Origin of the sequence: Mycobacterium sp. (genome assembly GCF_032159775.1) — a bacterium.
Classification (GTDB): domain Bacteria; phylum Actinomycetota; class Actinomycetes; order Mycobacteriales; family Mycobacteriaceae; genus Mycobacterium.
In genome coordinates this window covers 94,111-118,037 of sequence record NZ_JAVHWK010000119.1, presented here as the reverse complement: position 1 = coordinate 118,037, position 23,927 = coordinate 94,111, and the positions used below count along the sequence as shown (strand labels likewise).

26 protein-coding genes are annotated in these 23,927 nt (G+C 66.6%); 10 read left to right on the top strand and 16 right to left on the bottom strand.

Annotated features, from left to right (window positions below; translation table 11 throughout):
• Positions 1-6 precede the first annotated feature (6 nt).
• The gene (locus tag QOJ24_RS14620) at positions 7-1,326 is read right to left on the bottom strand and encodes a type I glutamate--ammonia ligase (RefSeq protein ID WP_526262343.1); all 1,320 of its coding nucleotides are present in this window, start codon (positions 1,324-1,326) and stop codon (positions 7-9) included.
• A gap of 125 nt (positions 1,327-1,451) precedes the next feature.
• Between QOJ24_RS14620 and QOJ24_RS14615 the strand changes: the two genes are divergently transcribed.
• Genes QOJ24_RS14615 through QOJ24_RS14605 form a run of 3 tightly spaced genes read left to right on the top strand, consistent with a single transcriptional unit; the run spans position 1,452 to position 3,756 of the window.
• A complete protein-coding gene (locus QOJ24_RS14615) occupies positions 1,452-2,258 on the top strand; it encodes a class II glutamine amidotransferase (RefSeq protein ID WP_526262341.1) in 807 nt (268 codons plus the stop codon).
• Positions 2,255-3,109: a MurR/RpiR family transcriptional regulator gene (locus tag QOJ24_RS14610; RefSeq protein ID WP_526262339.1), complete on the top strand. Its 855-nt coding sequence runs from the start codon at positions 2,255-2,257 to the stop codon at positions 3,107-3,109. The genes QOJ24_RS14615 and QOJ24_RS14610 overlap by 4 nt, the downstream gene beginning before the upstream one ends.
• 17 nt (positions 3,110-3,126) lie before the next feature.
• Positions 3,127-3,756, top strand: coding sequence for a TetR/AcrR family transcriptional regulator (locus QOJ24_RS14605; RefSeq protein ID WP_526262337.1), 630 nt, complete (start codon positions 3,127-3,129; stop codon positions 3,754-3,756).
• On the opposite strand, the gene QOJ24_RS14600 is transcribed toward QOJ24_RS14605, so the two are convergent.
• From QOJ24_RS14600 to QOJ24_RS14590, 3 genes are all read right to left on the bottom strand, one after another.
• Complete coding sequence (locus QOJ24_RS14600; protein WP_526262385.1) at positions 3,753-4,826, bottom strand: ArsR family transcriptional regulator; 1,074 nt, start codon at positions 4,824-4,826, stop codon at positions 3,753-3,755. The genes QOJ24_RS14605 and QOJ24_RS14600 overlap by 4 nt on opposite strands.
• 280 nt (positions 4,827-5,106) lie before the next feature.
• A complete protein-coding gene (locus QOJ24_RS14595) occupies positions 5,107-5,949 on the bottom strand; it encodes a MaoC/PaaZ C-terminal domain-containing protein (RefSeq protein ID WP_526262336.1) in 843 nt (280 codons plus the stop codon).
• A gap of 10 nt (positions 5,950-5,959) precedes the next feature.
• Positions 5,960-7,312 carry a 3-oxoacyl-ACP reductase gene (locus QOJ24_RS14590; RefSeq protein ID WP_526262334.1) on the bottom strand — a complete coding sequence of 451 codons (1,353 nt, stop codon included), beginning with the start codon at positions 7,310-7,312 and terminating at the stop codon, positions 5,960-5,962.
• Between the two features lie 46 nt (positions 7,313-7,358).
• Here QOJ24_RS14590 and QOJ24_RS14585 point away from each other — a divergent pair, with 46 nt between their 5' ends.
• The gene (locus tag QOJ24_RS14585) at positions 7,359-8,657 is read left to right on the top strand and encodes an acetyl-CoA C-acetyltransferase (protein ID WP_526262332.1); all 1,299 of its coding nucleotides are present in this window, start codon (positions 7,359-7,361) and stop codon (positions 8,655-8,657) included.
• A gap of 104 nt (positions 8,658-8,761) precedes the next feature.
• Here the strand turns inward: QOJ24_RS14585 and QOJ24_RS14580 are convergent, their stop codons facing one another.
• The gene (locus QOJ24_RS14580) at positions 8,762-9,877 is read right to left on the bottom strand and encodes a TDT family transporter (protein WP_526262330.1); all 1,116 of its coding nucleotides are present in this window, start codon (positions 9,875-9,877) and stop codon (positions 8,762-8,764) included.
• Between the two features lie 30 nt (positions 9,878-9,907).
• On the opposite strand from QOJ24_RS14580, the gene QOJ24_RS14575 reads away from it, so the two are divergent.
• Positions 9,908-10,837 carry a TIGR03564 family F420-dependent LLM class oxidoreductase gene (locus tag QOJ24_RS14575; protein ID WP_526262328.1) on the top strand — a complete coding sequence of 310 codons (930 nt, stop codon included), beginning with the start codon at positions 9,908-9,910 and terminating at the stop codon, positions 10,835-10,837.
• A 156-nt stretch (positions 10,838-10,993) separates the two neighbouring features.
• On the opposite strand, the gene QOJ24_RS14570 is transcribed toward QOJ24_RS14575, so the two are convergent.
• The 3 genes from QOJ24_RS14570 to QOJ24_RS14560 all read right to left on the bottom strand — a co-directional run bounded on the left by QOJ24_RS14570 (position 10,994) and on the right by QOJ24_RS14560 (position 13,453).
• The gene (locus QOJ24_RS14570) at positions 10,994-11,722 is read right to left on the bottom strand and encodes an Rv3717 family N-acetylmuramoyl-L-alanine amidase (RefSeq protein ID WP_526262326.1); all 729 of its coding nucleotides are present in this window, start codon (positions 11,720-11,722) and stop codon (positions 10,994-10,996) included.
• Positions 11,722-13,065, bottom strand: a complete 1,344-nt coding sequence (locus QOJ24_RS14565; protein ID WP_526262325.1) for a serine/threonine-protein kinase — start codon at positions 13,063-13,065, stop codon at positions 11,722-11,724. Before QOJ24_RS14565 ends, QOJ24_RS14570 begins: the two co-directional genes overlap by 1 nt.
• A 166-nt stretch (positions 13,066-13,231) precedes the next feature.
• On the bottom strand, positions 13,232-13,453 hold the full coding sequence (locus tag QOJ24_RS14560; protein ID WP_526262323.1) for a hypothetical protein: 222 nt from the start codon (positions 13,451-13,453) through the stop codon (positions 13,232-13,234).
• Between QOJ24_RS14560 and QOJ24_RS14555 the strand changes: the two genes are divergently transcribed.
• Entirely contained in the window at positions 13,437-13,754 is a 318-nt protein-coding gene (locus QOJ24_RS14555; protein ID WP_526262321.1) for a hypothetical protein, read from the top strand. The two genes, QOJ24_RS14560 and QOJ24_RS14555, sit on opposite strands and share 17 nt — an antisense overlap.
• A 37-nt stretch (positions 13,755-13,791) precedes the next feature.
• On the opposite strand, the gene QOJ24_RS14550 is transcribed toward QOJ24_RS14555, so the two are convergent.
• Both QOJ24_RS14550 and QOJ24_RS14545 read right to left on the bottom strand, forming a co-directional pair.
• Positions 13,792-14,085 carry a hypothetical protein gene (locus QOJ24_RS14550; RefSeq protein WP_526262319.1) on the bottom strand — a complete coding sequence of 98 codons (294 nt, stop codon included), beginning with the start codon at positions 14,083-14,085 and terminating at the stop codon, positions 13,792-13,794.
• Positions 14,086-14,190: 105 nt separating this feature from the next.
• The gene (locus QOJ24_RS14545; RefSeq protein ID WP_526262317.1) at positions 14,191-16,026 is read right to left on the bottom strand and encodes an acyl-CoA dehydrogenase family protein; all 1,836 of its coding nucleotides are present in this window, start codon (positions 16,024-16,026) and stop codon (positions 14,191-14,193) included.
• A gap of 245 nt (positions 16,027-16,271) precedes the next feature.
• Between QOJ24_RS14545 and QOJ24_RS14540 the strand changes: the two genes are divergently transcribed.
• Positions 16,272-17,360: an NAD(P)H-dependent amine dehydrogenase family protein gene (locus QOJ24_RS14540; protein WP_526262315.1), complete on the top strand. Its 1,089-nt coding sequence runs from the start codon at positions 16,272-16,274 to the stop codon at positions 17,358-17,360.
• 120 nt (positions 17,361-17,480) lie between these two features.
• A complete protein-coding gene (locus tag QOJ24_RS14535; protein ID WP_526262313.1) occupies positions 17,481-17,966 on the top strand; it encodes a flavin reductase family protein in 486 nt (161 codons plus the stop codon).
• Here the strand turns inward: QOJ24_RS14535 and QOJ24_RS14530 are convergent.
• From QOJ24_RS14530 to QOJ24_RS14510, 5 genes are read right to left on the bottom strand one after another with little or no spacing between them, the layout of a single operon-like run.
• On the bottom strand, positions 17,963-18,118 hold the full coding sequence (locus QOJ24_RS14530; protein WP_526262312.1) for a hypothetical protein: 156 nt from the start codon (positions 18,116-18,118) through the stop codon (positions 17,963-17,965). The genes QOJ24_RS14535 and QOJ24_RS14530 overlap by 4 nt on opposite strands.
• A gap of 51 nt (positions 18,119-18,169) precedes the next feature.
• Positions 18,170-18,922 carry a succinate dehydrogenase/fumarate reductase iron-sulfur subunit gene (locus QOJ24_RS14525; protein ID WP_526262310.1) on the bottom strand — a complete coding sequence of 251 codons (753 nt, stop codon included), beginning with the start codon at positions 18,920-18,922 and terminating at the stop codon, positions 18,170-18,172.
• Entirely contained in the window at positions 18,922-20,874 is a 1,953-nt protein-coding gene (locus tag QOJ24_RS14520; protein WP_526262308.1) for a fumarate reductase/succinate dehydrogenase flavoprotein subunit, read from the bottom strand. The genes QOJ24_RS14525 and QOJ24_RS14520 overlap by 1 nt, the downstream gene beginning before the upstream one ends.
• Positions 20,875-20,924: 50 nt before the next feature.
• Positions 20,925-21,746 carry a succinate dehydrogenase subunit SdhC gene (sdhC, locus tag QOJ24_RS14515; protein ID WP_526262306.1) on the bottom strand — a complete coding sequence of 274 codons (822 nt, stop codon included), beginning with the start codon at positions 21,744-21,746 and terminating at the stop codon, positions 20,925-20,927.
• Between the two features lie 54 nt (positions 21,747-21,800).
• On the bottom strand, positions 21,801-22,103 hold the full coding sequence (locus tag QOJ24_RS14510) for an Rv0250c family protein (RefSeq protein WP_526262304.1): 303 nt from the start codon (positions 22,101-22,103) through the stop codon (positions 21,801-21,803).
• A gap of 107 nt (positions 22,104-22,210) precedes the next feature.
• Between QOJ24_RS14510 and QOJ24_RS14505 the strand changes: the two genes are divergently transcribed.
• Positions 22,211-22,972 (top strand): isocitrate lyase/PEP mutase family protein, encoded by a 762-nt coding sequence (locus QOJ24_RS14505; RefSeq protein ID WP_526262302.1) that lies wholly within the window; start codon positions 22,211-22,213, stop codon positions 22,970-22,972.
• A 28-nt stretch (positions 22,973-23,000) separates the two neighbouring features.
• On the opposite strand, the gene QOJ24_RS14500 is transcribed toward QOJ24_RS14505, so the two are convergent.
• Positions 23,001-23,327 (bottom strand): hypothetical protein, encoded by a 327-nt coding sequence (locus tag QOJ24_RS14500; protein WP_526262300.1) that lies wholly within the window; start codon positions 23,325-23,327, stop codon positions 23,001-23,003.
• 75 nt (positions 23,328-23,402) lie between these two features.
• On the opposite strand from QOJ24_RS14500, the gene QOJ24_RS14495 reads away from it, so the two are divergent.
• Positions 23,403-23,894, top strand: coding sequence for a hypothetical protein (locus QOJ24_RS14495; RefSeq protein ID WP_526262298.1), 492 nt, complete (start codon positions 23,403-23,405; stop codon positions 23,892-23,894).
• Positions 23,895-23,927: the final 33 nt, after the last annotated feature.

Below are 23,927 nucleotides of genomic sequence, written 5' to 3'. Positions count from 1 at the left end.
ATTCGGTCAGCAACTCCAGGCCAGCCGCAGTGCTTTGGTCGTTTCGGCCAGTGGCCGGTCGCCGAACGTGGCGATCTCATAGCGGCGGACCGCAACCAGGCCCTCGATCACCGCGGGGGTCAGCAGTTGCGCGGCGACCGGCGACGTCTCGAGGGCCTTGATCACCGACTGCTGGTCGGTCTGCAGCATTGTCGGCGGCTGCGCGGCCTTCGACGGGTCCTTCGGCACCTCGGCGGGCAGGTCGAGCCCCTGCTCGATGCCGCGCAGAGCGCTGCCGAGAAGCGAAACCGCCGCGAGGTAGGGGTTGGCGCTCGGATCGATCAGCTTGAGCTCGACGTTGGCGCCGTGCGGAGTTCCGGGCGTGGCCGCCACGAATCGCACCGCGGCTTCGCGGTTCTCCAGACCCCAGCACTGCGCCGCCCCTGCCCAGTTGCCGGGTTTCAGCCGCGCCGCCGACAGCACGGATCCCGCGTAGACACCGAGAAGGTCAGGCAGCGTCTGCAGCACCCCGGCAATCGCCGACTCGCCTGCCGTGCGCATGCCGTGTGGCCCCCGGCCCCCGGAGAACAGCGGCCCGGCGTCGTCGGCCAGCGACATGTGCAGGTGCGCGCCGTTGCCCGCCTCGCCTTCGAAGGGCACCGGGGAGAACGAGATTCGCAGGCCGTGCCTGGCGGCGACGCGGCCGATCACGATGCGGGTCGCCGCGACGGTGTCGACCGCGGCCACCGGAGTGTTGGGCGCCAGCGACACCTCGATCTGATCGTGGCCGTACTCGGTGTGGATCTGCTCGACGGGTAGCTGCGCACGCTCGGCTGCCGCGGCGAGGTCGACGAGGAACGCCGACCGGTCCAACGAGGTGCGCACACTGTACGGTGACCACGGCTCATTCGTCGCGTGGCCTGCGTCGGGCGACAGCATCGTGGCTTCGAGCTCTGCTCCGACCAACGCGGTCAATCCCTTTGTGCGGAAGGCGGATTCGACACCGGCCAGCAGCGATCGGGTGCACAGCGCGGCGGCGGTGCCGTCCTGGTTCGTGAGGTCGCCCGGCGCCCACGCGATGCCGTCGTCGATCACCCGAAGGTCGGCGGGATCGATGCGGATCCGCAGGTCGCCGTCCACCCCGATGTTCTCGGTGAAGGCGATGCCGCTGTCGACGCAGAAGACACTCCACGACGGCGAAACTCCCATGCCTGAGCGTTGGAAGGATTCGAGCCGGCGCAGCGGCACGTACTTCGCGCGGGTCACTCCGGCGAGGTCGGTGATCGACCCCGCGACGAGTGCGACGCCCCCGGCACGAAGTTCCTCGACGTCGGTGGACAGCGGCATTGAACCTCCTCGGACGTCACGAGTATGCGAGCCGTGTATGTCATAAATGTTTCATGATCTCTAAGATCTGCGCTAGAGGATTGATTCATTAAATTTCGGTTGCGTTCCGTCGAAGGGGTGTCGCCATGTGCCGACTGTTGGGTGTCGTCTCCGCCACCCCCGTCTCGGTGTCGCGGGCCGTCGGTGAGGAGGTCCTCAAGGACTTCGTCGCGCTGACGAAAATCCACGGCGACGGATGGGGCGCCGCGCGTGTCCGACTGCCCGGCCACGACCCGAAGATCGAGGTGTCGGCGGGCAGCGCGTTCGACGATCCGCACTTCGCCGCCGCGACACATGACCAGCGGTCGGCCGCGAGCCTGGTTCATCTGCGCTGGGCGACCACCGGCATCGCTGTCCGGCCGGAGAACTCACACCCGTTTGTGGCGCAGCAGATCGCCATGGCACACAACGGGTCCATCAAACCGATCGGGATGCTCGACGAGCTGCTCACACCCGAGACCGCCGCGACCATCCGCGGCGCCACCGACAGCGAGCGCTATTTCGGCTTGATCCGCCAGCATCGTGCCTCGTCACCGGATTTGGCCGAGGCGGTCAGGCGGGCGGTGTCTGCGCTGCGTGAACTGTTTCCCGACGCCAGCCTGAATGCCCTGATCCTGGGCGAGGACCAGCTGATCGCCGTGCACGCACATGCGCGCAGTCGGCTGCCGGATGAGGACATCGCGGAGATCACGGCTGCCGACCTGCCCGCCGAGCACCTCGAGGATTACTTCGGAATGCGTTGGGCACGGCCCGACGGGGACAGGGTGGTGATCGCGTCGACGGGGTTCGGTGACGTCGACTGGCGCCCGCTGGAGCCGGAGAGCGTCACCTCGATCTCGATGTACGACCTGTCGATGGCGACGCTGCCGCTGATGACCCCCTCGACCCGGTGACGCAGGAGACGGTCGCCGTGCGGACGAGTTCCGCATTGCCGACGCTGAGCAAGGCCGAACGCAGGGTCGGTCGGATCCTGCTCGCCGACTATCCGAGCGCCGGGCTGGCCAGCGCCGCCCGGCTGGCCGAGCGCGCCGAGGTCAGTCCGCCGACGGTGCTTCGGTTCGCGCAGTCGCTCGGCTACGACGGGTTCACCGATCTGCAGGTCGCGTTGCGGGCCGAGCTGTCGGCCCTGTCGAACGGCCCGATCAACCGGTTGCCGGATGCGCCGCCCGCAGGTGGTTCTCTCGACCGGTTGCTGCAGCAGGCTCGCGCCCAGAACGAGCGAGCCGTCGAAACGCTTGCGGCGCTGCCCACCTCGGCGCTCGATGCCGCAGTCGCGTTGTTGTCGGACGCCGGGCGGACGGTTTATCTGCACGGCGGTCGCTTCTCGCATCTGCTGGCCGTGCACCTGGCCGCCCACCTCGAACAGCTGCGGCCGGGGGTGCGGTTGCTCGCCGATCCTGATGGCGGCGACATGGGCGCGATGCTCGAATTGTCGCGCGCCGACGTCGTCGTACTGTTCGACTACCACCGCTACCAGCGCAGCGCCGCGGACCTCGCGCTGCGGGTGCACCGCGCGGGTGCGACGGTCCTGCTGATCACCGACGACCTGGCGTGTCCGGTGGCACCCGACGCCGAGGTGGTGCTCGCGGCGTCAAGCACGGTCGGAACGACGTTCCAGAGCATGGCCGCGGGCTTCCTGCTCACCGAGTTGCTGATCCCGCTGGTGATGGACGCACTCGGTGAACCGGCGCGCACCCGGATGGCGCTGTGGGAGGAGCAGCGCCGGACCGAGCTTCTCCCCTGACCAGCTATTCTCGAGTCATGGCAGGTGGTACGAAACGACTTCCGCGTGCCGTCCGTGAGCAGCAGATGCTCGACGCCGCGGTGCAGATGTTCTCCATCAACGGCTATCACGAGACATCGATGGACGCGATCGCCGCTCAGGCCGAGATCTCCAAGCCGATGCTCTATCTGTACTACGGCTCCAAGGAAGAACTGTTCGGTGCGTGCCTAGACCGCGAGCTGAGCCGGTTCGTGGAAACCGTGCGCGGCGAGATCGACTTCAGCCAGAGCCCGAAGGATCTGTTACGCAACGCCGTGCTGTCGTTCCTGAACTACATCGACACCAACCGCGCCTCGTGGATCGTGCTGTACACGCAGGCGACCAGTTCGCAGGCGTTCGCGCACACGGTGCGTGAGGGTCGCGAGCGGATCGTCGACCTGGTGGCCAGGCTGCTGCAGTCGGGTACCCGACACCCCGAACCCGACGCCGACTTCAACATGATGGCGGTCGCCCTGGTGGGTGCGGGCGAGGCGGTTGCCAATCAAGTCAGCATCGGCGACGCCGACGTCGACGAGGCCGCCGAGCTGATGATCAACCTGTTCTGGCGAGGGCTGAGGGCCACGCCGAGCGAAAAGGACGCCACCGCCGCGACGGCCGCAGGCGGCTAGACCGCCTTCCCCTCGATGAGGCTGATCGGACCAGCCGTCGGCACCACGCGTGTCATCTGAAAACCGGCCTGCTGGTAGAGCTTTCGATACTCGTCGGCAGTCCGTTCGCGGGCGGCGACCTGGACGAGCATTTCCATGTCCGCCCACTTGCCGATGAACTCACGGTCGTGGTCGGGAATCACGAACTCGACGAGCAGCAGCGTGGTGCCCGGTTCAGCGGCGGTCCGGATGTTTCGCAGGATCGTCAGGGACTCCGCATCGGGCCAGTCGTGAATGACGTTCTTGAGCACGTAGGCATCACCGCCGGCGGGCACGGCATCGAAAAAGGAGCCGGCCTCTACCTTGACCCGTTCGGCCACACCGTGTTTCGTCAGCAACTCCGGCGCGCCCTCGACGACTTGGGGGAGGTCGTAAAGCACACCTCGGACGCCGGGCGTCGCATCGAGGATCGCCGCGAGCAGCCTGCCGTGTCCGCCGCCGACGTCAATGATGGTCGAAAACTGTGCGAAGTCATAGGCGGCGATCACGGGTGCAACGGCGAACTCCGAAACGCTCGTCATGGCGTCGTTGAATACTGCGGCGAACTCGGGCTGTGTCTCGAGCCACTCCCACGACCCCATGCCCCGCAGTTTGGGCGGATAGGCCTCCCCGGTTCGGACTGCGTCGACCAAGCCGCTCCAGTGCTCGCGGTAATGCGGATGGCCGACCATGCGGGCCATACCGGCCATCGACATCGGGGCGTCCGTCCGCAAGGTTTCGCCCAGCGCGTTGAGCGCGAACCGGCCGTCGCGGCGGCGCCTGAAGATGCCCTCGCTGATCAGCGCCCGCATCAGCCGGCCGAGCGCGTCGGGGTCGGCACCGACGCGGCGGGCCAGTTCGTCGGCGGTCAGCGGGCCGTCGGCCAGCGCATCGGCAACCCTCAGTTCGGCGGCCACGGAGATGCCCTGCACGCGCCACGCCCAGAGGATCATCTCCATCATCGCGCCGGCCGCCGGCACGCTGCGCTGATGAGCACGGCCCAGGAGGTGGCGGGCGCGCTCGAGGATGCGGACGACTGTGGCGGGCGGCATCTTCTGTGCGGTCACCGCTTGACTTTAAGACAAAGGTTGGCATGCTGCGGGCGGTGCGTGATCGCTTCGGCGCTGCCCTATGTCTCGGCTGCCGCTTTCGGGCCGATGGTGCAGGTCATCGCGGAGGCGGGCGAAAATGGAAACCTCAGCGGCGTATGGGGTTTGCGCGGTCCGCTCGTTGCACGAGATGACGGCCTGCTCAGGTCGGTGGCGGGCTCGGCACCTTGATCGCGCAAGGGGGCCTGTACAAAAGGCTCTACGAGGCGCAGAACGTTGTCGGCTAGAGTGCGCTGACGCTTCCCTTCAGGTGCGGTTCACCCTTCTTGATATCGCGCAGGTTCAGCTCCCAGCCGTCGGAGACACGCTCGACGTACAGGCCGGCGCTTGCCGGCAGCACCACCGGCTTGGCGAACCGCACCGAGTACTTCACCGCATCCGGCAGTGAACCTTCGATGTTGGCCAAGACCGCTGCGGCGCTGAACATTCCGTGTGCGATGACGGTGGGGAAGCCGAACAGCTTGGCCGCTATCGGGTTGGTGTGGATCGGGTTGTGATCCCCGCCGACCGACGCGTAGTGACGGATCTGCCCTGGCGTGATTCGCAGCACGGCGTTCGGCGGCCCGAGCTTGCTCTGCTTCTCCTGCGGTGGCTTCGGCTCATCCGACAGGCTCGTCTTCTGCTGATGCAGGAACGTCGTCACCTGATGCCATGCGGTGTCGTTGCCGACCTTAATGTCGGTGACGATGTCGACCAGCAGGCCCTTGCGATGCTCGCGAAGGTTCTCCGCATGCACGGTGACACCGACCGTATCGGTGACCGCGATCGGGCGGTACTGGGTGATGTGGTTCTCGATGTGCACCGAACCCATTGCGGCGAAGGGGAAATCGAAGCCGGTCACCAACGCCATGACGGTAGGGAACGTCAACGCGAACGGATACGTCAGCGGGACGGCGTCGCCGAACCGCAACCCCGTGACGTTGGCGTACGCGGCGACGTTGGCGGGGTCGATCTCGAGGTCCTCGACGGTGAGGGTGCGGTCGGGAAGCGAGTCGCTGCGCGGGACGAACGGCAGGGCTCCCGCCGCGGCGCGCAGCAGATTCTTCAGGCCGGAGGGCTGAGTCACGGTGCTCACCCTAGGCGCCCAGCCAGGCCTGGCCGCAGATCCGGATCGTGTTGCCGGTGACGGCGACCGAAGCAGGGCTCGCGAAGTAGGCGATGGCCTCGGCGACATCGACGGGCTTGCCGCCCTGGTACAGCGAGTTCAGCCGGCGGCCGACCTCGCGGGTGGCCAGCGGAATGGCCTCGGTCATCTTCGTCTCGATGAAGCCGGGTGCGACGGCGTTGATGGTGACGCCCTTCTCGCCGAGCTTGGGGGCCAGCGCATCGGTGAGGCCGATCATGCCCGCCTTGGTGGCGGCGTAGTTCGTCTGACCGCGGTTACCCGCGATGCCCGCCATCGACGAAAGACCGACGACGCGGCCGCCGTCACCGAGGATGCCGCTGTCCACCAGTCCCTCGGTGAGTTGCAGCGGGGCAAGGAGATTCACCGCGACAACCGCATCCCACCGGGAGTCGTCCATGTTCGCCAGCAGCTTGTCGCGGGTGATGCCTGCGTTGTTGACAAGGATGTCGAGCCTGCCGTCGTAGTTCTCCCGCACGTGCTCGGTGATGCGGTCGACAGCGTCGGGGGCGGTCACGTCGAGCGTCAGCGCGGTGCCGCCCACCTTGGTCGCGGTGATGCCGAGCGGTTCGGCGGCACCTTCTACGTCGACGCAGATCACCTTCGCGCCGTCGCGGGCGAACACCTCGGCGATGGTGGCGCCAATACCGCGTGCGGCACCCGTCACGACCGCCACCTTGCCGTCGAGCGGCTTGTCCCAGTCGGCGGGCGGCGCAGCGTCGGCCGCGCCGACCCGGAACACCTGGCCGTCGACGTAGGCCGACTTGCCCGACAGGATGAATCGCAACGTCGACTCCAGCCCGGTGGCGGCGGGCTTCGCGTCAGGGGAGAGGTACACCAGCGACACCGTGGCGCCTTGGCGCATCTCCTTGGCCAGTGAGCGGGTGAATCCCTCCAGCGCCCGCTGCGCGATCTGCTCGTGGGGGCTGCCCGCCTCTTCGGGCGTCGTGCCGATGACGACGACGCGGCCCGACGGCCCGATGTTGCGCAGCAGCGGCGTGAAGAACTCGTAGAGGCCCCTGAGCCCGGCGGGCTCGGTGATGCCGGTGGCGTCGAACACCAACCCGCCGAAGGAGTCGGCCCAGCGCCCGCCGAGGTTGTTGGACACCACGTCGTAGTCCTCGGCCAGCGCGAGGCGAAGGGGTTCCACGACACGGCCATCACCGCCGATGAGCAGGGAGCCGGCCAGCGGCGGCTCGCCGGCGCGGTACCGGCGCAGCGTCTCGGGCTGGGGGATGCCGAGCTGCTTGGCGAGGAAGTTTCCGGGCGCCGAGTGAACGAGTTGTGAGTACAGGTCGGTAGCCATGGGGACGAACTTACTCCAGAGTAAGAAGGGTGGGTACTATGGGTGCATGGCTAGTGATACCCACCGTCGGGTCGCAATCCTCGGCGGCAACCGGATTCCCTTCGCACGCTCCGACGGCGCCTATGCAAACGCCTCCAACCAGGACATGTTCACCGCCGCGCTCGGCGGGCTGATCGACCGCTTCGACCTGGCGGGCGAAAAGCTCGGCGCCGTGATCGGCGGCGCGGTGCTCAAGCACAGCCGCGACTTCAACCTGATGCGCGAGTGTGTACTCGGCAGCTCGCTGTCGTCCTATACGCCCGCGTTCGATATCCAGCAGGCATGCGGCACCGGCCTGCAGGCCACCATCGCCGCGGCAGATGGCATCGCCGCCGGGCGATACGACGCGGCGGCGGCGGGCGGCGTCGACACCGCCTCCGACGCGCCGATCGCATTCGGCGACGACCTGCGCAGGGTGCTGCTCGGGCTGCGCCGGTCCAAGTCCAACGTCGACCGGCTCAAACTGGCCGGCAAGCTGCCCGCGGCGCTCGGCGTGGAGATTCCGGTGAACAGCGAACCGCGTACCGGCATGTCGATGGGTGAGCACGCCGCGGTGACGGCCAAGGCGATGGGTATCAAGCGCGTCGACCAGGACGAGTTGGCTGCGGCCAGCCATCAGAACATGTCGGCCGCCTACGACCGCGGCTTCTTCGATGATCTGGTCACCCCGTTCCTCGGGGTGTACAGAGACAACAACCTGCGCGCCGATTCCTCGGCGGAGAAGCTGGCCAAGCTCAAGCCGGTGTTCGGGGCGAAATCCGGAGACGCGACGATGACGGCGGGCAACTCTACGCCGCTGACCGACGGTGCGTCGGTGTCGCTGCTGGCCAGCGACGAGTGGGCCGAGACGCACGGGCACCCGGTGCTGGCCTACTTCGTCGACGGCGAGACGGCGGCGGTGGACTACGTCAACGGCAAGGACGGCCTGCTGATGGCTCCGACCTACGCGGTGCCGCGACTTCTGGCGCGAAATGGCCTGAGCCTTCAAGACTTCGACTACTACGAGATCCACGAGGCGTTCGCTTCGGTGGTGCTCGCACACCTGCAGGCGTGGGAGTCCGAGGAGTACTGCAAGGAACGGCTCGGCTTGGATCAGGCACTGGGCCGCGTCGACCGCTCGAAGCTGAACGTCAATGGCTCGTCGCTGGCGGCGGGCCACCCGTTCGCTGCGACCGGCGGCCGGATCGTGGCGCAACTGGCCAAGCAGCTCGCCGCGAAGAAGCAGGAGACGGGCAAGCCGGTGCGCGGACTGATCTCGATCTGCGCGGCGGGCGGTCAGGGCGTCGCGGCCATTCTGGAGGCCTGACCAGCCAGTTATCCGGGCGTGTAACGCGTCCGGAACGGCAGTCGATACACGGGATAGCTCCGTGTTGTCGTCTGACCCCCCGACCCGACGGCAACACGGGGCGACTACTTGGGCGGGTCCTTGACCGCCTTGATCGGTCCCGCCGCGGGCGGCGGTGCGAACAGGTTCCCCCGCAAGCTGCCGCGCGCAGTGCGCACGGCGACAAGGCCCCACGTGAACAGCAGGCCGGCGTACGCGATCGCCGCGGCGGCCCGGAAAGCGGGCAGCCCGGTGTGATTGGCCAGCTGCGTGGTTCCGGTGACAAACGTTCCGACGGGGAATGTCAGACTCCACCACGTCAGCGCGAACGCCATGCCGCGGCGCAGGGTGCGGACGGTCAGCTGGGTGGCCAGCGCGATCCACAGCACCGCGAATCCCCATACCGGCACGCCGAACAGCACCGCGAAGACGTTCATCCCGTCGGCCAGCTCGTCGGGCACCGCCAACGCGGCGTTCGCACCGAGCAGCCCCGCCGCAGTGATGCCCTGCCCGAGGGGCCCGAGCACTATCCACAGGGTGGGCACCCGTGTCGTCCCCGAGGTTCCGTACAGCGCGAGCCTGCTCCAGATCATCGCGATGATGATCAGCGCCGCCACAAGCGACAGCCCAAACATCGCGTAACAGCCGTAGAGCATCGTGGTGCGCCCTATGCCCGGCGCCATGTGAGGTATCAGCAACGCGCCCGTCGCGGCGGAAACCATCGGCGGCACAACCGGCATCAACCAACCGCCGAACGCCGCATCGGGTTCGACGTTGAGCTGGGTGAACATCAGGTACGGAATGGTCGCGGCGGTGAACAGGCCGCCGACAGTGCCTGTCGACCACAGCAGCCAGGCGAGGTCGACCGCGAACCGTCCGCCGATGATGTCCTTGCCGATCAGCAGCGCACCGGCGCCCACGGTCATCAGTGCCATCGGCGCGGCGCCGTAGAAGTGCGTCATCTGTGGATTGCGCGCGTGGCTGCGGGCCACGGTCGGATGGCGGGCCCACTGGACGGACACCGCGACGATGAGCACCACCAACAGCACCGCGGCGACCACCCACACAACATGGGAGAAACCGCGCAACCCCGGCACGTGCACGGGCAGCGTCACACCCGCCGTTGCGACGATGCCGGTGCCCATCACCGAGGCGAACCAATTGGGCCCGAAGTTCTGCAACCGCGCCAGTTCGGTGGTCATCGCTGCACATCGTTTCACGGGCGTGCTTCGATGAAGGCCATGCGGATCAGCCTCAACCTTGTCAACGCCGTCGGCGCAGCGTCGATCGACTCCACAGTGGAAGCACTCGCGAAAATGCGCGACGAGGGATTCCGGCGGGTGTGGATGGCCCAGATGCCTTTCGACGGCGACTTGTTGACCGCGTTGGCGGTGGCGCTGCGCGAAGTCGACACCATCGAGGTGGGCTCTGCGGTGCTGCCGATCCAGAACCAGCACCCGATGCTGCTCGCCCAGCGGGCACTGACGCTGAACAGGATCGCCGGCGGCCGGTTTCTTCTCGGCCTCGGCATGACGCACCAGGCGGTCACCGAGGGAATGTGGGGAATCCCGTACGACAAGCCGGTGCGCCGCATGCGTGAGTACCTCGACGCCCTGCAACCGCTGCTGGCGGGCGAGGCGGTCAACGTGGTCGGTGAAACCGTGACAGCGCGCGGGGCACTGCAGATCGCCGACGCGGCGACGCCGGAGGTGTATCTCGCCGCGCTGGGGCCGCAGATGCTCAAGCTCTGCGGCAGGCGCACGGCAGGCACGCTGACGTGGATGTGCGGGCCCAAGACGTTGGGCGACCACATCGGGCCTGCCATGCGCGAGGCCGCCGCCGAGGCCGGTCGTCCCGACGGCGCGGTCCGCGTGGTGGCGGGCCTGCCGATCAGCGTCACCGACGACGTCGACGGCGCCCGAGCCCAGGCCGCCGAACAGTTCGGGAACTACGGCTTCCTGCCGTCGTATCGCGCGATGCTCGACCGGGAGGGCTACGCGAACCCCGAGGACGCCGCCATCATCGGCGACGAGAAAGCGGTGTCCGAGCGGCTCGACGAGCTGGCCGGGCTCGGTGTCGACGAGATCTCCGCGGTGGTCTTCGACGCATCGCCTGACGTGCGCGAACGCACCCGCGCGCTGTTGCTGTCGGTGGACTCCTGACGCCGAAAATTACCCCTGGTGTGACCACAGTCATAGGCGTACAGTCGGTCGCACGACGGGTTCGGGAGTGACCATTCCGAAGAGTCGGCCAGAGGTGAAAGCCGACCGCGCGAGACTAAATGTGACGCACCTCGGTGTCCTCCCGAACCCGCCCTCTTATGTCCGGGTCAGGAACGCGACGATGCCTGCTGTGATCGCGTCGGCGTAGCGCTGGCGCCCGTCCGCCGTCTCCATCAGCGCCGCATCGCCGGCGTTGCGCATGTTGCCCGTCTCGACGAGAACGGCGGGATAGTCGGCGAGGTTGAGACCCGCGAGGTCGGCTCGCCCGTATAACCCGCCCGCACCGATGTAGGTGGACGGCTGCATTCCCTCGGCGACCATGGTGTCGCGCATGGCGGTGGCCAGCACGATGGCAGGCCCGCTTTGTGCACCATTGAGCGGCGGCGCCGAGTAGTTGACGTGGAAGCCGTGCCCGGAGGCCGGTCCGCCGTCGGCATGGATGCTCACGTCGGCGTCTGGCCGCATGCGGTTCGCCGCCGCCGCCCGCTGATCGACACAGGGCCCCACGGACGCGTCGTCGGGTCGTGACATCTCGACGGTCACGCCCATCTGCTCCAGCGCGGCACGCACGCGGGTGGCGACGTCCCAGTTGAAGCTGTGCTCGGGGTAGCCGTCATTCGTTGCCGCGCCTGTCGTCTGGCATTCCTTGGTGCCGCCCCGGCCGTTGGGCACCTGGTTGTCGATCGACGCGTCGTTGGCGCCGCTATGGCCCGGGTCGAGGAAGACCGATTTTCCCTCGATCGACGAGGCTGCGACGGTCGCGGGCCCGAAGAAGGTCAGGGCCGACGCCAGCGCGACGATCGTCGCTGCAATTGTTCGTCGCATCACCACAAGTAAACCCGCGCGCTCTGGCCGCCGGTGCAGGTGATCCAGTTGTCGCCGGTGTACTGCTGGCACTTCATCAGGAAGTCCGAACCATCGCATTCGGCGCCGAGCACCATTGCGCAGTCGACGGCGCCGGGCGCCGACACCGATCGCGGCAGCGGGCTCGCATTGCCGTACTGGTCCCAATAAGCCCGCAGCACGCTGTCGGTGAAGAAACAGGACGTTTCGGGTGTGCCTCTTCCTGCGTGTGTGCCGAAGCCGTCACGGGCGGGCAGCGTGAACCCCTGGTCGCATGCCTGGTGAACCTTGCTCTGATCAGGGCCGGTCACTATCGGTGCACTGTTGCTCGAATCGGTCTCTTCACCCGAATCACGTAGCACCAGGAAGAAAGTCAGCGCACCGGCACCTGTCAGCGTCAGCGCAGCAATGGCGGCGATGGCGGCGGGCCGTCCCCACTTCCTCTGTTGGACAACCGGTCCCGCGTTCGCGACTGTCGTCATGGCGGCGGTGACGGTTGCCCGGCCGCTGTTCAGCGCCCGCTGCGCGGCCCGGCCGAGTCCGCCCGCCGTACCGTAGCGGTCATCGGGATCCTTGGCCATGCCTCGCGCGATGACGTCGTCGAACGCCGCGGGAACACGCGGGTTCGCTTCGCTGGGCCGGGGCGGCGGCAAGGTGATGTGTGCGGCGAGTAGATGCTCCAAAGTGTCGCCGGCGAAAGGCATCTCACCGGTCAGCGCCTCGTACAGCACACCGGCAAGTGCGTAGACATCGACCGCGGAGGTGGCGGGCTTGTCGGTGAATCGTTCAGGCGCCATGTAGTTCAACGTGCCGATCCTCGTGCCCGCCCCGGTGAGCCGGGTGTCACCGGTGGTCTCGGCGATACCGAAGTCGACGAGGTAGGCGAAGTCCGCAGCCGTGACGATGATGTTCTGCGGCTTGATGTCTCGATGTACGAGGCCCGCGGAGTGCGCGGCATCGAGTGCTGCCGCGACCTGGCCGATGATGTCGACCGCGCGCGCCGGTGCCAGCGGTCCGGCTGCGAGCAATTCGGTGACTGTCTGTCCCGCCACCAGCCGCATGTCGATGTAAAGATGGCCGTCGATCTCACCCCAGTCGTGAATGGGGATCACATGCGGTTCAGCCAGGATCGCCGCCGCACGGGATTCGCGCTGGAACCGGGTCCGAAAGTTTTCGTCGTGGGAATACTCGTCGGCCAGGATTTTCAGGGCCACAGTGCGCCCCTTCTCGGCGTCGTAGGCCTCGTACACCTCACCCATCCCGCCCATGCCGAGCATGCGCGAGATGGTGTACTTGCCGAACGTCGTACCGACGCGCGAATTCACCCAGGCAGTATCTCGCGTCAGGCAAGCAGCGGTGCCGATTCGCTGCGCGGTACCGAGATCTGGCGCGGCCCGGTGTTGTCCGCAGCAACGGCTGGCCCTCGCCGAAGAAGAAGATGACGGCGTACATGTACTGCCTGCCCGGGCCGTCATGGTCGAACCGGGCGATTCAGTCCAAAAAATAGCCGCGGTCGGCGTTCACGAAGTCCGACACCGACTTCATGTCCGGATAGTCCAGCGGGTAGGTGATATCGATTGTGTACTCGGCGGTTTCGGTGTGCTCGTGGTGGGTGCCGTCGGCGGCTGCCGAGTCCACCGGATGGACCTGCAGCTGGCATGTGTCGATGTCGACGGGGACAGTGGCGGCGGCCGTCGTGTCCGGCGCAGTCACCAGAAGCTGGGTATTTCGGGCACGCGCGGTTGGGATTGGCCTTGTCGACGGCGACACCCTCGACGACGGCGCGACCGGGTGCGGTGGCGGTGACCGGGACCGTGGGCTGCATCTCGGTGTCGCGCAGTCCGCCCATGAAGCCCGCCATGGTGCGGGTGGCGTGGATGAGCGGACCACCGGCACCGGAGTCGACGCCGGGGTAGCCGGTCAGCGAGCACTCCTGCGCGCCGGGCTGAACACCAGGACGATCTCACGGTGTCCGGATGCGGCCTGCTGGCCGCCGTTGCTCACCTGCACCTGACCACCGGAACACGGAGGTAGCGGCTCGGCCTAGGCGGTCACCGGCGCAGCCATCGTGGCTGCGGCGTAGTGGACGCCGTCTCCCACGTCGGTTCGCCGGGAGGCGTTTCGACACCGGGCATCTGCGGTGTGACGGGGCTCCAGGTGGCCAGCGTCCAGCCGGGGCCCAGCGCGGACCACGGAACGTCGCCGATGGAGGCTTCGGTGCCCTGGGTGACGGCTGTCGCGTCTGCGGCGGCCGAAGCGGTGGCGATGGCGGAGCTGATCGAGATCGCCCCCAGCGCGACCGCGCTTGCGGCGATCGTGTGCGTGATGCGTCTCGAGAACTTCATGGCGCAAACAATGGCGCGATCGCCTTGGCGAATTCTTGGCGCGCCGCGATACAAAAGACCCCCGGGGAAGAGTCCCGGGGGTCTTTTGGTCGAAGCGGCAGGGCTTTAGAAGGCCGCCTCGTCCAGCTCCATGATCTCGTTGTCGATGGTGTCGATCACCGCACGCGTGCTGGTGAGCAGCGGCAGCATGTTCTTGGCGAAGAACGACGCCACCGCGACCTTGCCCTCGTAGAAGGCGCGGTCGTCACCGCTGGCACCCGCATCGAGCGCCTGGATCGCCACTGCGGCCTGCCGCGCAAGCAACCAGCCGATGACCAGGTCGCCGACGCTCATCAGGAAGCGCACCGAACCCAGGCCGACCTTGTAGAGGTTCTCGGGATTCTCCTGCGCCGACATCAGGTAGCCGGTCAACGTGGCGGCCATCGCCTGCACGTCTTCCAGCGCGGTCGCCAGCAGCACCCGCTCGGCCTTCAGCCTGCCGTTGCCTGATTCGCTCTTGACGAACTGCTCGATCTGGCCTGCGACATGCGCCAGCGCCACACCCTTGTCGCGGACGATCTTGCGGAAGAAGAAGTCCTGCGCCTGGATCGCCGTGGTGCCCTCGTACAGCGAGTCGATCTTCGCGTCGCGGATGTACTGCTCGATCGGGTAGTCCTGCAGGAAGCCCGACCCTCCGAAGGTCTGCAGGCTCTCGGTCAGCTTGGCGTAGGCCTGCTCCGAACCGACACCCTTGACGATCGGCAGCATCAGGTCATTGACCCTGACCGCCAACTCGGCGTCGACACCCTGCACCGCCTGGGCCACCGCGCCGTCCTGGTAGGTGCTGGTGAACAAGTAGAGCGCCCGCAATCCCTCGGCGTACGCCTTCTGCGTCATCAGGCTGCGGCGCACGTCGGGGTGATGCGTGATCGTCACGCGCGGCGCGGTCTTGTCGGTCATCTGCGTCATGTCGGCGCCCTGCACGCGGTTCTTCGCGTAGTCCAGAGCGTTCAGGTAACCGGTCGACAGGGTCGCGATGGCCTTGGTGCCGACCATCATTCGGGCCTGCTCGATGACGTCGAACATCTGCGCGATGCCCTCGTGGGTCTCGCCGACCAGCCAGCCCTTGGCGGGCTTGTCGTGCTGGCCCAGCGACAGCTCGCACGTCGCCGACACCTTGAGGCCCATCTTGTGCTCGACGTTGGTGACGTACACGCCGTTGCGCTCGCCGAGCTCGCCGGTCTCGAAGTCGAACAGGAACTTCGGCACGAAGAACAGCGACAGACCCTTGGTGCCAGGACCTGCGCCCTCGGGGCGGGCCAGCACCAGGTGGAAGATGTTCTCGAACAGGTCGCCGGAGTCACCCGAGGTGATGAAGCGCTTCACACCGTCGATGTGCCAAGAGCCGTCGTCCTGCTTGACGGCCTTGGTGCGGCCGGCGCCGACGTCGGAACCGGCGTCAGGCTCGGTGAGCACCATGGTGGAGCCCCAGCCGCGCTCCGCGGCGATCGTGGCCCACTTCTTCTGCTCCTCGGTGCCGAGGTGATACATGATGTTGGCGAAACCTGCGCCGCCGCCGTACATCCACACGGCGGGGTTGGCGCCGAGGATGTGCTCGTGCAGTGCCCACATCAGCGCCTTGGGCGCGGGCACGCCGCCCAGTTCCTCGTCGAGGCCGACGCGATCCCAGCCGCCGTCGAGCATGGCTCGAACTGACTTCTTGAACGGCTCGGGCAGCGTGACCGTGAACGTCTTGGGGTCAAAAGTCGGGGGATTGCGGTCGCTGTCGGCGAACGATTCGGCGATCGGTCCCTCGGCCAGCCTGGCGATCTCGCCGAGCATTTCCTTGGCGGTTTCGGCATCCAGATCGGCGTATTCGCCCTCACCGAGTGCCTTCTCGAGGCCGAACACCTCGAACAGGTTGAATACCTGGTCACGAACATTGCTCTTGTAGTGGCTCACGTTTCCTCCTCGTCGAGAACGCCACAACGGTTGGGTACTTTTGGCTAAGTTACCCACCAGTAACTGCCACCCAATATACCGCCCGGTAACTTCAACGCAAAGCCTGCTCGAGCAATTTCCATCGACTAAGTAACCCAGCGGTTGATTGGGCGCCTTTTCACCGGGCGAAACGGTGCCTGACATGGGCCTTCGCCTGTTTGTGATACCTGCCACAGCCAAGTCACACGCACCACTATGGTGAGCGTATGCAACAGCGGGTAGCGGTCTGGGGAACAGGCAATATGGGGTCGACGGCCATCAGGTCGGCGTTGGCTTTTCCCGGCCTTGCGCTCTCGGCGATCATCACGTCGTCGCAGTCCAAAGCGGGCATGGACGCGGCCGAGTTCGTCGGCCTGGACAGCCCGACCGGGGTGGTGGCGACGACGGACGTCGACGCCGCGCTGGCCGAGTGTGATGCCGTTGCCTACATGGCATCGGGCGACATCCGTCCGGAAGAGGCCGTCGACGACATCGAGCGGTGCCTGCGCGCGGGCAGCCACGTCGTCACGCCGTCGCTGTACTCGCTCTACGACCCCCGATCGGCGCCTCCGGAATGGATCGAGCGGCTTACCGCGGCCGCCGAGGAGGGCGGGTCGACCCTCCTGGTCAGCGGGGTGGACCCGGGCTGGGGCAACGATGCGCTCGCGGTGATCGCCGCGGGCCTGTGCACCCGGATCCGGTCGATCCACTGCCAGGAGATCTTCGACTACTCGACCTACAACCAGCCGCACGCGGTGAAGGTGCTGTGCGGGTTCGGCGGTCCGATGGACGACATCCCGATGATGCTGTTGCCCTCGATCCCGACCATGGTGTGGGGCGGCAACCTGCGGCTGATCGGTCGCGGACTCGGCATGGAGATCGACGAGATCACCGAAGAGGTGGATCGCGTTGCGCTCGAATCGTCCGTCGACACCGTGATGGGGCCGTTCGACAAGGGCACTCAGGGCGCCTTCTGGCTGAAGGTGATCGGGAAGGTGAAGGGGCGCGAGCGCATCGTCATCGACCACATCACCCGGATCCACCCGTCATGTGCGCCCGACTGGCCGCAACCCGACCAAGGTGCAGGCGACCATCGCGTGATCATCGACGGTGATCCGCAGCTCACACTGGTCAGTCGCGCCGACGTGCCGGGAGGCACGCGGGCCGACGGCGGAAACACCACGGCGGCCAACCGTCTACTGGGCGCCATCGGATGGCTCGCGACGCAGAAGCCGGGCATCTACGACGGCCTCGACGTGCCCCTGCACCCGCCGCTGCCGCCGGAAGTCGAAGCGCAGCGGTGGGCGAACGACTAGCGCTGGCCGAATTTCGCTCATCGCGATTTCTGCACCGCGGTTCTCCCACACGCTCGATGACGACCCCGCTGCAGAAATGGGCGATCAACACCTGTGACCGCGTGTGAAAATGGTCTGCATATGAGCGCAACCGATCTGAGCCCGACGTCGCTACGCGAGGCGTTCGGCCATTTCCCGTCCGGCGTCATCGCGATCGCCGCGGAGGTGGACGGCATCCGCATCGGGCTGGCCGCCAGCACCTTCGTCCCGGTGTCGCTGGATCCGCCGCTTGTCTCGTTCGCGGTGCAGAACACGTCGGAGACCTGGCCAAAGCTCAAGGACCTGCCCCGGCTCGGTATCAGCGTGCTCGGTGAGGCGCACGACGAGGCGGCCAGGGCTCTGGCGGCCAAGACCGGCGACCGATTCGCCGGTCTGTCCACGGTGTCGCGCGAGAGCGGTGCGGTGTTCATCGAAGGCACCAGCGTTTGGGTGGAGAGCGCCATCGAGCAGTTGGTGCCCGCGGGCGATCACACGATCGTGATCCTGCGCGTCGCTGACATCACTGTGCACTCGGCCGTGCCGCCGATCGTGTTCCACCGCAGCACGTTTCGCCGGTTGGGTGGTTAGGGCCGCGAAGCGAGCTCTTCCCGATAGCCCTGAACCCGCCGGTCGAGCTCGGCGGCGTCATCGGGCCTGCCCTCTTTGCGGGCGAGGTCGGCGCGCGCTGACAACTCGCGAATAGCGGTGCGAATGTCGTTGACGCTGTGCGTTTCCGTCACGGTTGGCTGCCTTTCGTCGTTCCCTGGCCGCAACCGTCAGGCTACCCGCGCTCAACTCCTCCTGAACAGCTTGTCGCCCAGCCACACCACCGGGTCGTACTTCCGGTCGGCAGCGCGCTCCTTCATCGGGATCAGCGCGTTGTCGGTGATCTTGATGTGCTCGGGACACACCTCGGTGCAGCACTTGGTGATGTTGCAGTAGCCGAGGCCGTTGTCCTCCTGCGCCTGCTCGGGGCGCCGCTCCAGCGTGTCGAGGGGATGCATGTCCAACTCGGCCTGACGCATCAGGTAGCGCGGACCGGAGAACGCCTCTTTGTTCTCCTCGTGGTCACGCACCACGTGGCAGGTGTTCTGGCACAGGAAGCACTCGATGCACTTGCGGAACTCCTGGCTGCGGTTCACGTCCTCCTGAGCCATCCGGTACTCGCCGGGCTGCAGGTCCTTCGGCGGCGTGAATGACGGTATCTCCCTGGCCTTTTCGTAATTGAACGAAACGTCGGTGACCAGGTCGCGGATGACCGGGAACGTGCGCAGCGGCGTCACCGTGATGGTCTCGTCCTCGCCGAAGGTGGACATCCGGGTCATACACATCAGCCGAGGGCGGCCGTTGACCTCAGCGGAGCAGGACCCGCACTTTCCCGCCTTGCAGTTCCACCGCACGGCCAGGTCGGGGGTCTGGGTCTGCTGCAGGCGATGGATGATGTCGAGCACCACCTCGCCCTCGTTGACCTCGACCTCGTAGTCCTCGAGCGCGCCACCGGCCAGGTCGCCGCGCCACACCCGCATGTTCGCCGCGTAAGCCATCAGTTGCTCCGTTCTGGGTGCTGGGCGACTTCTTCGTCGGTGAAGTATTTCTCCAGTTCGGAGAGCTCGAACAGGTCGAGGAGATCCTGGCGCACCGGGATCTGGTCCTGCTTGGTGACGCTGACCTCGGGCACGAGGGCCTCGGGATCACCGTCCGTGCGGCAGACCAGGAGGATCTTGCGCCAGTCCGACTCCATCGACGGGTGGTCGTCGCGGGTGTGGCCGCCGCGGCTCTCCGTGCGCTCGAGCGCGGCCTTGGCGATGCACTCACTGACCAGCATCATGTTGCGCAGGTCGATCGCGAGATGCCACCCGGGGTTGAACGGCCTGCCGCCGTCGATCCGAACTCTCTTGTAGCGCTCACGGAGCTCGGTCAGCTTGTTCAGCGCCTCGGTGACTTCCTCCTCCTTGCGGATGATGCCGACGAGGCTGTTCATCGTGTCCTGAAGATCCAGCTGCAGCGTGTACGGGTTCTCCGGCGAGTCCCCGTTCGTTGCGGTCTCGAACGGCAGCAGCGCGCGTTTGATGGCGTCGTCCACCGCTTCCTCGGTCACAGCGGGACGCTGCGGGAGTGCACGCACATAGTCGGAGGCGCCCAGCCCGGCGCGACGGCCGAACACCAGCAGATCGGACAGCGAGTTGCCGCCCAGCCGGTTGGAGCCGTGCATGCCGCCCGCACACTCGCCGGCCGCGAACAGCCCCGGGGTCGTCGAGGACGCGGTGTCCGGGTCGACCTCGACGCCGCCCATCACGTAGTGACAGGTCGGTCCGACCTCCATCGGCTCCTTGGTGATATCCACCTCGGCCAGCTCCATGAACTGGTGGTACATCGACGGAAGCCTGCGCTTGATCTCTTCTGCGGGCAGCCGCGATGCGATGTCGAGGAAAACACCTCCGTGCGGTGAGTTACGCCCGGCTTTCACCTCCGAGTTGATCGCGCGCGCCACCTCGTCGCGCGGCAGCAGGTCCGGCGTGCGCCTGGCGGAGTCGTTGTCCTTCAGCCACTGGTCGGCCTCATCGATGCTCTCGGCGTACTGGCCTTTGAACACCGGCGGGATGTAGTCGAACATGAACCGCGTGCCTTCGGCGTTCTTCAGCACGCCGCCGTCGCCGCGCACGCCCTCGGTGACGAGGATGCCCTTCACGCTCGGCGGCCAGACCATGCCGGTGGGGTGGAACTGGACGAACTCCATGTTGATCAGGGTGGCGCCCGCGCGCAGTGCCAGGGCGTGCCCGTCGCCGGTGTACTCCCACGAGTTCGACGTCACCTTGTAGGACTTGCCGATGCCCCCGGTCGCCAGCACTACCGCAGGCGTCTCGAACAGAATGAACTTGCCGGTCTCGCGCCAGTAGCCGAACGCGCCTGCGATCTTGTCGCCGTCCTTGATCAGGTCGGTGATGGTGCACTCGTGGAAGACCCTGATGCGAGCCTCGTAGTCGCCGTACTCGGCCTTGTCCTCCTGCTGCAGCGAGACGATCTTCTGTTGCAGCGTGCGGATGATCTCCAGGCCGGTGCGGTCACCGACGTGGGCCAGCCGCGGGTAGGTGTGCCCACCGAAGTTTCGCTGGCTGATGCGGCCGTCCTTGGTGCGGTCGAACAGGGCGCCGTAGGTCTCCAGCTCCCACACCCGGTCGGGTGCTTCCTTGGCGTGCAGCTCGGCCATCCGCCAGTTGTTCAGGAATTTCCCTCCGCGCATGGTGTCGCGGAAGTGGACCTGCCAGTTGTCCTTCGAGTTGGCGTTGCCCATCGAGGCGGCGCAGCCGCCCTCGGCCATCACCGTGTGCGCTTTGCCGAACAACGACTTGGTGATGACCGCGACCTTCTGGCCCCGCTCCCGCGCCTCGATCACCGCGCGCAGACCGGCGCCACCGGCACCGATGACGACGACGTCGTATGAGTGCCTTTCGACGTCCGATGAAGCGCTCGGCTGACGAGCCTCGCTAGATGTCATGAATCCTCACTTGCTTGGGCTGTGGTGAAAAGGGCTGTCAGCCACATGAATCAGCCGATGAACCGGAGATCGGAGATGGTGCCGCTGGCCACCAGCATGACGTAGAAGTCGGTCAGCATCAGTGTCCCGAGCGTGACCCACGCGTACAGCTTGTGGCGGGTGTTCAGTCGGCTCACCTGTGTCCACATCCAGTACCGGACCGGGTGTTTGGAGAAGTGCTTGAGGCGGCCGCCGACGACGTGGCGGCAAGAGTGGCAGGACAGCGTGTACACCCAGAGCATCACGACGTTGACGACGAGAATCACGTTGCCCAAGCCGAATCCGAAGCCCGACGGCGAATGGAACGCCACGATCGCGTCGTAGGTATTGATCACCGAGATGATTCCCGCGATGTAGAAGAAGTATCGATGGGTGTTCTGGATGATCAGCGGGAAACGGGTCTCACCGGTGTATGTCGCGTGTGGTTCGGCCACCGCACACGCCGTCGGGGACTGCCAGACCGACCGGTAGTAGGCGCCGCGGTAGTAGTAGCAGGTCAGCCGGAATAGAAGAAGGAATGGTAGCGACGCGGCGGCGAAGGGCAGCCACCACACGTCGGGCAGGATCTGTGGCCAGAAGTGGCTGGCCTCAGGCACACAACCCTTGCTGATGCACGGCGAATAGAACGGCGTCAGGTAGTGGTATTGGGCGACGTAATAGTTGTTCTGCAGGAACGCCCGCACCGTCGCGTAGATGACGAACGCCGCGAAGCCCAGGTCGACGATCAGCGGCGACTGCCACCACCGGTCGGTGCGCAGCGTGCGCTGCGGAATCTCTGCCCGGGTCGGTGAGAAGACGCCGGTGCCCTCGCGGTCGGCGGTGGGTGCGCTCACAGTCGTTTCAAGCCTCTCGGTGTTAAATCGCTCCGCAGTGCGATCGAGCCTAATTCAGCCCCTGCTGTGACCCCCGACACCCTCGTCATCGACGTCCCGCCAGAAGTCCCTCTCGTACTCGGTGTCGGGGATCGCGATCTTCTCCGCCGAGTGCTGCTGCCTGGTTACCCCGCGGGTGAGTTCCAACTCCTCGGCGTCGACATCGAGTCGGTCGATGTCGATGAGGATGCGCTCGACGTCGTTGACGATGCGGCGCATCGCATGGGTGTCTCCGTACCGCGACGCCAGCGACGTCACGCACCGGCGAAGGTCGCCGCTCAACTCGTGAAGTTCGGCAAATTCTGCGATGCCCGACATCAGACCTCCTTGGGCTGAAGGGTGTCTCGAATCACAGTACGACAATCGATGCTAGCTACATCATGGAGATCGGACGTGAGACCGGTCACCTCGACAAGGATGGAGACATGGCGGATCCCCAGGCTCTTCGACATCGCGCGGCGGCACTGCTGGAACTACATCAGCCCGGGACCCCGGTGGTGCTGCCGACGGTGTGGGACGCGTGGTCGGCGAAGCTCGCCGTCGACGCCGGCTTCTCGGCGCTGACCGTCGGCAGCCATCCGGTCGCCGACTCGATCGGCAGGCCCGACAACGAGGGCATGACATTCGACGAACTCCTCACCCGCGTCGTCCAGATCACCGGTGCGGTGGATGTTCCGGTATCCGTCGACATCGAATCCGGCTACGGAGAGGAGCCGACGCGCCTCATCGACGGTCTGCTCGGCGCCGGGGCGGTCGGGTTGAACATCGAGGACACCGTGCACGGCGAGGGTGGTCGGCTCCGGTCGTCCACCGAGCACGCCGAACTGGTCGGAGCGCTGCGGGACGCAGCGGCCGCTGCGGGCGTTCATGTGGTGCTCAACGCGCGCACCGATCTCTTCTTGCGCCAGGACGGTGACGAGTCCAACCGCATCGACCGAGCAGTGGCGCGGCTGACGGAGGCCGCCGACGCGGGCGCCGACGTCCTCTATCCCGTCGGGCGCCACGACCCGGACACCGTGCGCCGCTTGACCTCCGAGCTGCCTTTGCCGGTGAACGTCATCGGCCTGCCGGATCGAGACGACCCGGCGTCGTTCGGCCCGCTCGGCGTCGCGCGGATCAGCTTCGGCCCCTTCCTGCAGTGGGCCCTGTCCGAGCGCGCCACAGAGATCCTGGCCCGCTGGGGATAGCGCAGCGCGGCTAGCATTCCCGCGTGTCTCACGACCACGAACCCGCGCACTGGTCCCACCGACCCGGCACCGTATTCGCCGCAGGCGCTGCCGCGGTGCTGCTGGTCGGGGTGCTGATCTTCGCGGTGATGCGGACATCGGACGACTCGTCGGACCCGCCCGCGACCCTGATCACGCCGTTGAGCAGCGCGACGTCGAGCACGTTCACGACGTCATCCACGACGACGACCACGTACAGCACGCCAAGCGCACAGACCAGCGACCAAGACCTGCCGCCGTCGGCTTCGCCGTCATCTTCGGCGCCCGGGTCTCGGCCGCCGACCTCGCAGGACACGCCTGATCCCGGGACCGTCACCGAGACTGCGACATTGTTGCCACCGCCGCCGTAAAGGGGCCTGAAATCGGCACGGCAGTCGCATAGGCTGGCGCAATGAATACTTCGACGCGCTTCACGGCAGTCGTTATGGTCGTGCTGGGGTTGCTCGGGTTGGGGTCTGGATCGGCGTCCGCCGAGTCCGCCAACGGCGGCTCGGTTCCGCTTGGCGAGAACTACCGATCCTGTGACTACACCAAGCTCGACTACGTCGCCGCGACTGGTTTCGGATCCGGCACATCGACCATCCGCTCTGACGGCGCCACGGTGACCGCCGATGTCTTCCTCATGATCGGCAGCCCGAACACCCCGTACCAGGTCAGGCTGATTCAGGGCCCCCGGCCGGGTGCGCAGAGATGCAACGCAGGCGACCCCGGCGTTGCGGGCGCCATGCTGAACACCGATGGCAACGGGGTCGGCACGGTGACACTGCACGGCGCACTTCAATCCGGTGCCACCAACGCATGGGTGTTCATCGACGGACCACCGGATGTCGGCCAGATCCGCGGCGAGTTCTACACATCGGACATCCTCACCAGCCTGAAATAGCTGCGGTGAGAACACCGTGATGGTCGCGTCACA

What these genes read in the sequence shown, in the direction of transcription:
- QOJ24_RS14620 (WP_526262343.1), bottom strand. Translation starts at nt 1,326, where the DNA reads ATGCCGCTGTCCACCGACGTCGAGGAACTTCGTGCCGGGGGCGTCGCA.
- QOJ24_RS14615 (WP_526262341.1), top strand. Translation starts at nt 1,452, where the DNA reads ATGTGCCGACTGTTGGGTGTCGTCTCCGCCACCCCCGTCTCGGTGTCG.
- QOJ24_RS14605 (WP_526262337.1), top strand. Translation starts at nt 3,127, where the DNA reads ATGGCAGGTGGTACGAAACGACTTCCGCGTGCCGTCCGTGAGCAGCAG.
- QOJ24_RS14600 (WP_526262385.1), bottom strand. Translation starts at nt 4,826, where the DNA reads ATGCCGCCCGCCACAGTCGTCCGCATCCTCGAGCGCGCCCGCCACCTC.
- QOJ24_RS14590 (WP_526262334.1), bottom strand. Translation starts at nt 7,312, where the DNA reads ATGGCTACCGACCTGTACTCACAACTCGTTCACTCGGCGCCCGGAAAC.
- QOJ24_RS14585 (WP_526262332.1), top strand. Translation starts at nt 7,359, where the DNA reads ATGGCTAGTGATACCCACCGTCGGGTCGCAATCCTCGGCGGCAACCGG.
- QOJ24_RS14580 (WP_526262330.1), bottom strand. Translation starts at nt 9,877, where the DNA reads ATGACCACCGAACTGGCGCGGTTGCAGAACTTCGGGCCCAATTGGTTC.
- QOJ24_RS14575 (WP_526262328.1), top strand. Translation starts at nt 9,908, where the DNA reads ATGAAGGCCATGCGGATCAGCCTCAACCTTGTCAACGCCGTCGGCGCA.
- QOJ24_RS14570 (WP_526262326.1), bottom strand. Translation starts at nt 11,722, where the DNA reads ATGCGACGAACAATTGCAGCGACGATCGTCGCGCTGGCGTCGGCCCTG.
- QOJ24_RS14550 (WP_526262319.1), bottom strand. Translation starts at nt 14,085, where the DNA reads ATGAAGTTCTCGAGACGCATCACGCACACGATCGCCGCAAGCGCGGTC.
- QOJ24_RS14540 (WP_526262315.1), top strand. Translation starts at nt 16,272, where the DNA reads ATGCAACAGCGGGTAGCGGTCTGGGGAACAGGCAATATGGGGTCGACG.
- QOJ24_RS14535 (WP_526262313.1), top strand. Translation starts at nt 17,481, where the DNA reads ATGAGCGCAACCGATCTGAGCCCGACGTCGCTACGCGAGGCGTTCGGC.
- QOJ24_RS14525 (WP_526262310.1), bottom strand. Translation starts at nt 18,922, where the DNA reads ATGGCTTACGCGGCGAACATGCGGGTGTGGCGCGGCGACCTGGCCGGT.
- QOJ24_RS14520 (WP_526262308.1), bottom strand. Translation starts at nt 20,874, where the DNA reads ATGACATCTAGCGAGGCTCGTCAGCCGAGCGCTTCATCGGACGTCGAA.
- QOJ24_RS14510 (WP_526262304.1), bottom strand. Translation starts at nt 22,103, where the DNA reads ATGTCGGGCATCGCAGAATTTGCCGAACTTCACGAGTTGAGCGGCGAC.
- QOJ24_RS14505 (WP_526262302.1), top strand. Translation starts at nt 22,211, where the DNA reads ATGGCGGATCCCCAGGCTCTTCGACATCGCGCGGCGGCACTGCTGGAA.
- QOJ24_RS14495 (WP_526262298.1), top strand. Translation starts at nt 23,403, where the DNA reads ATGAATACTTCGACGCGCTTCACGGCAGTCGTTATGGTCGTGCTGGGG.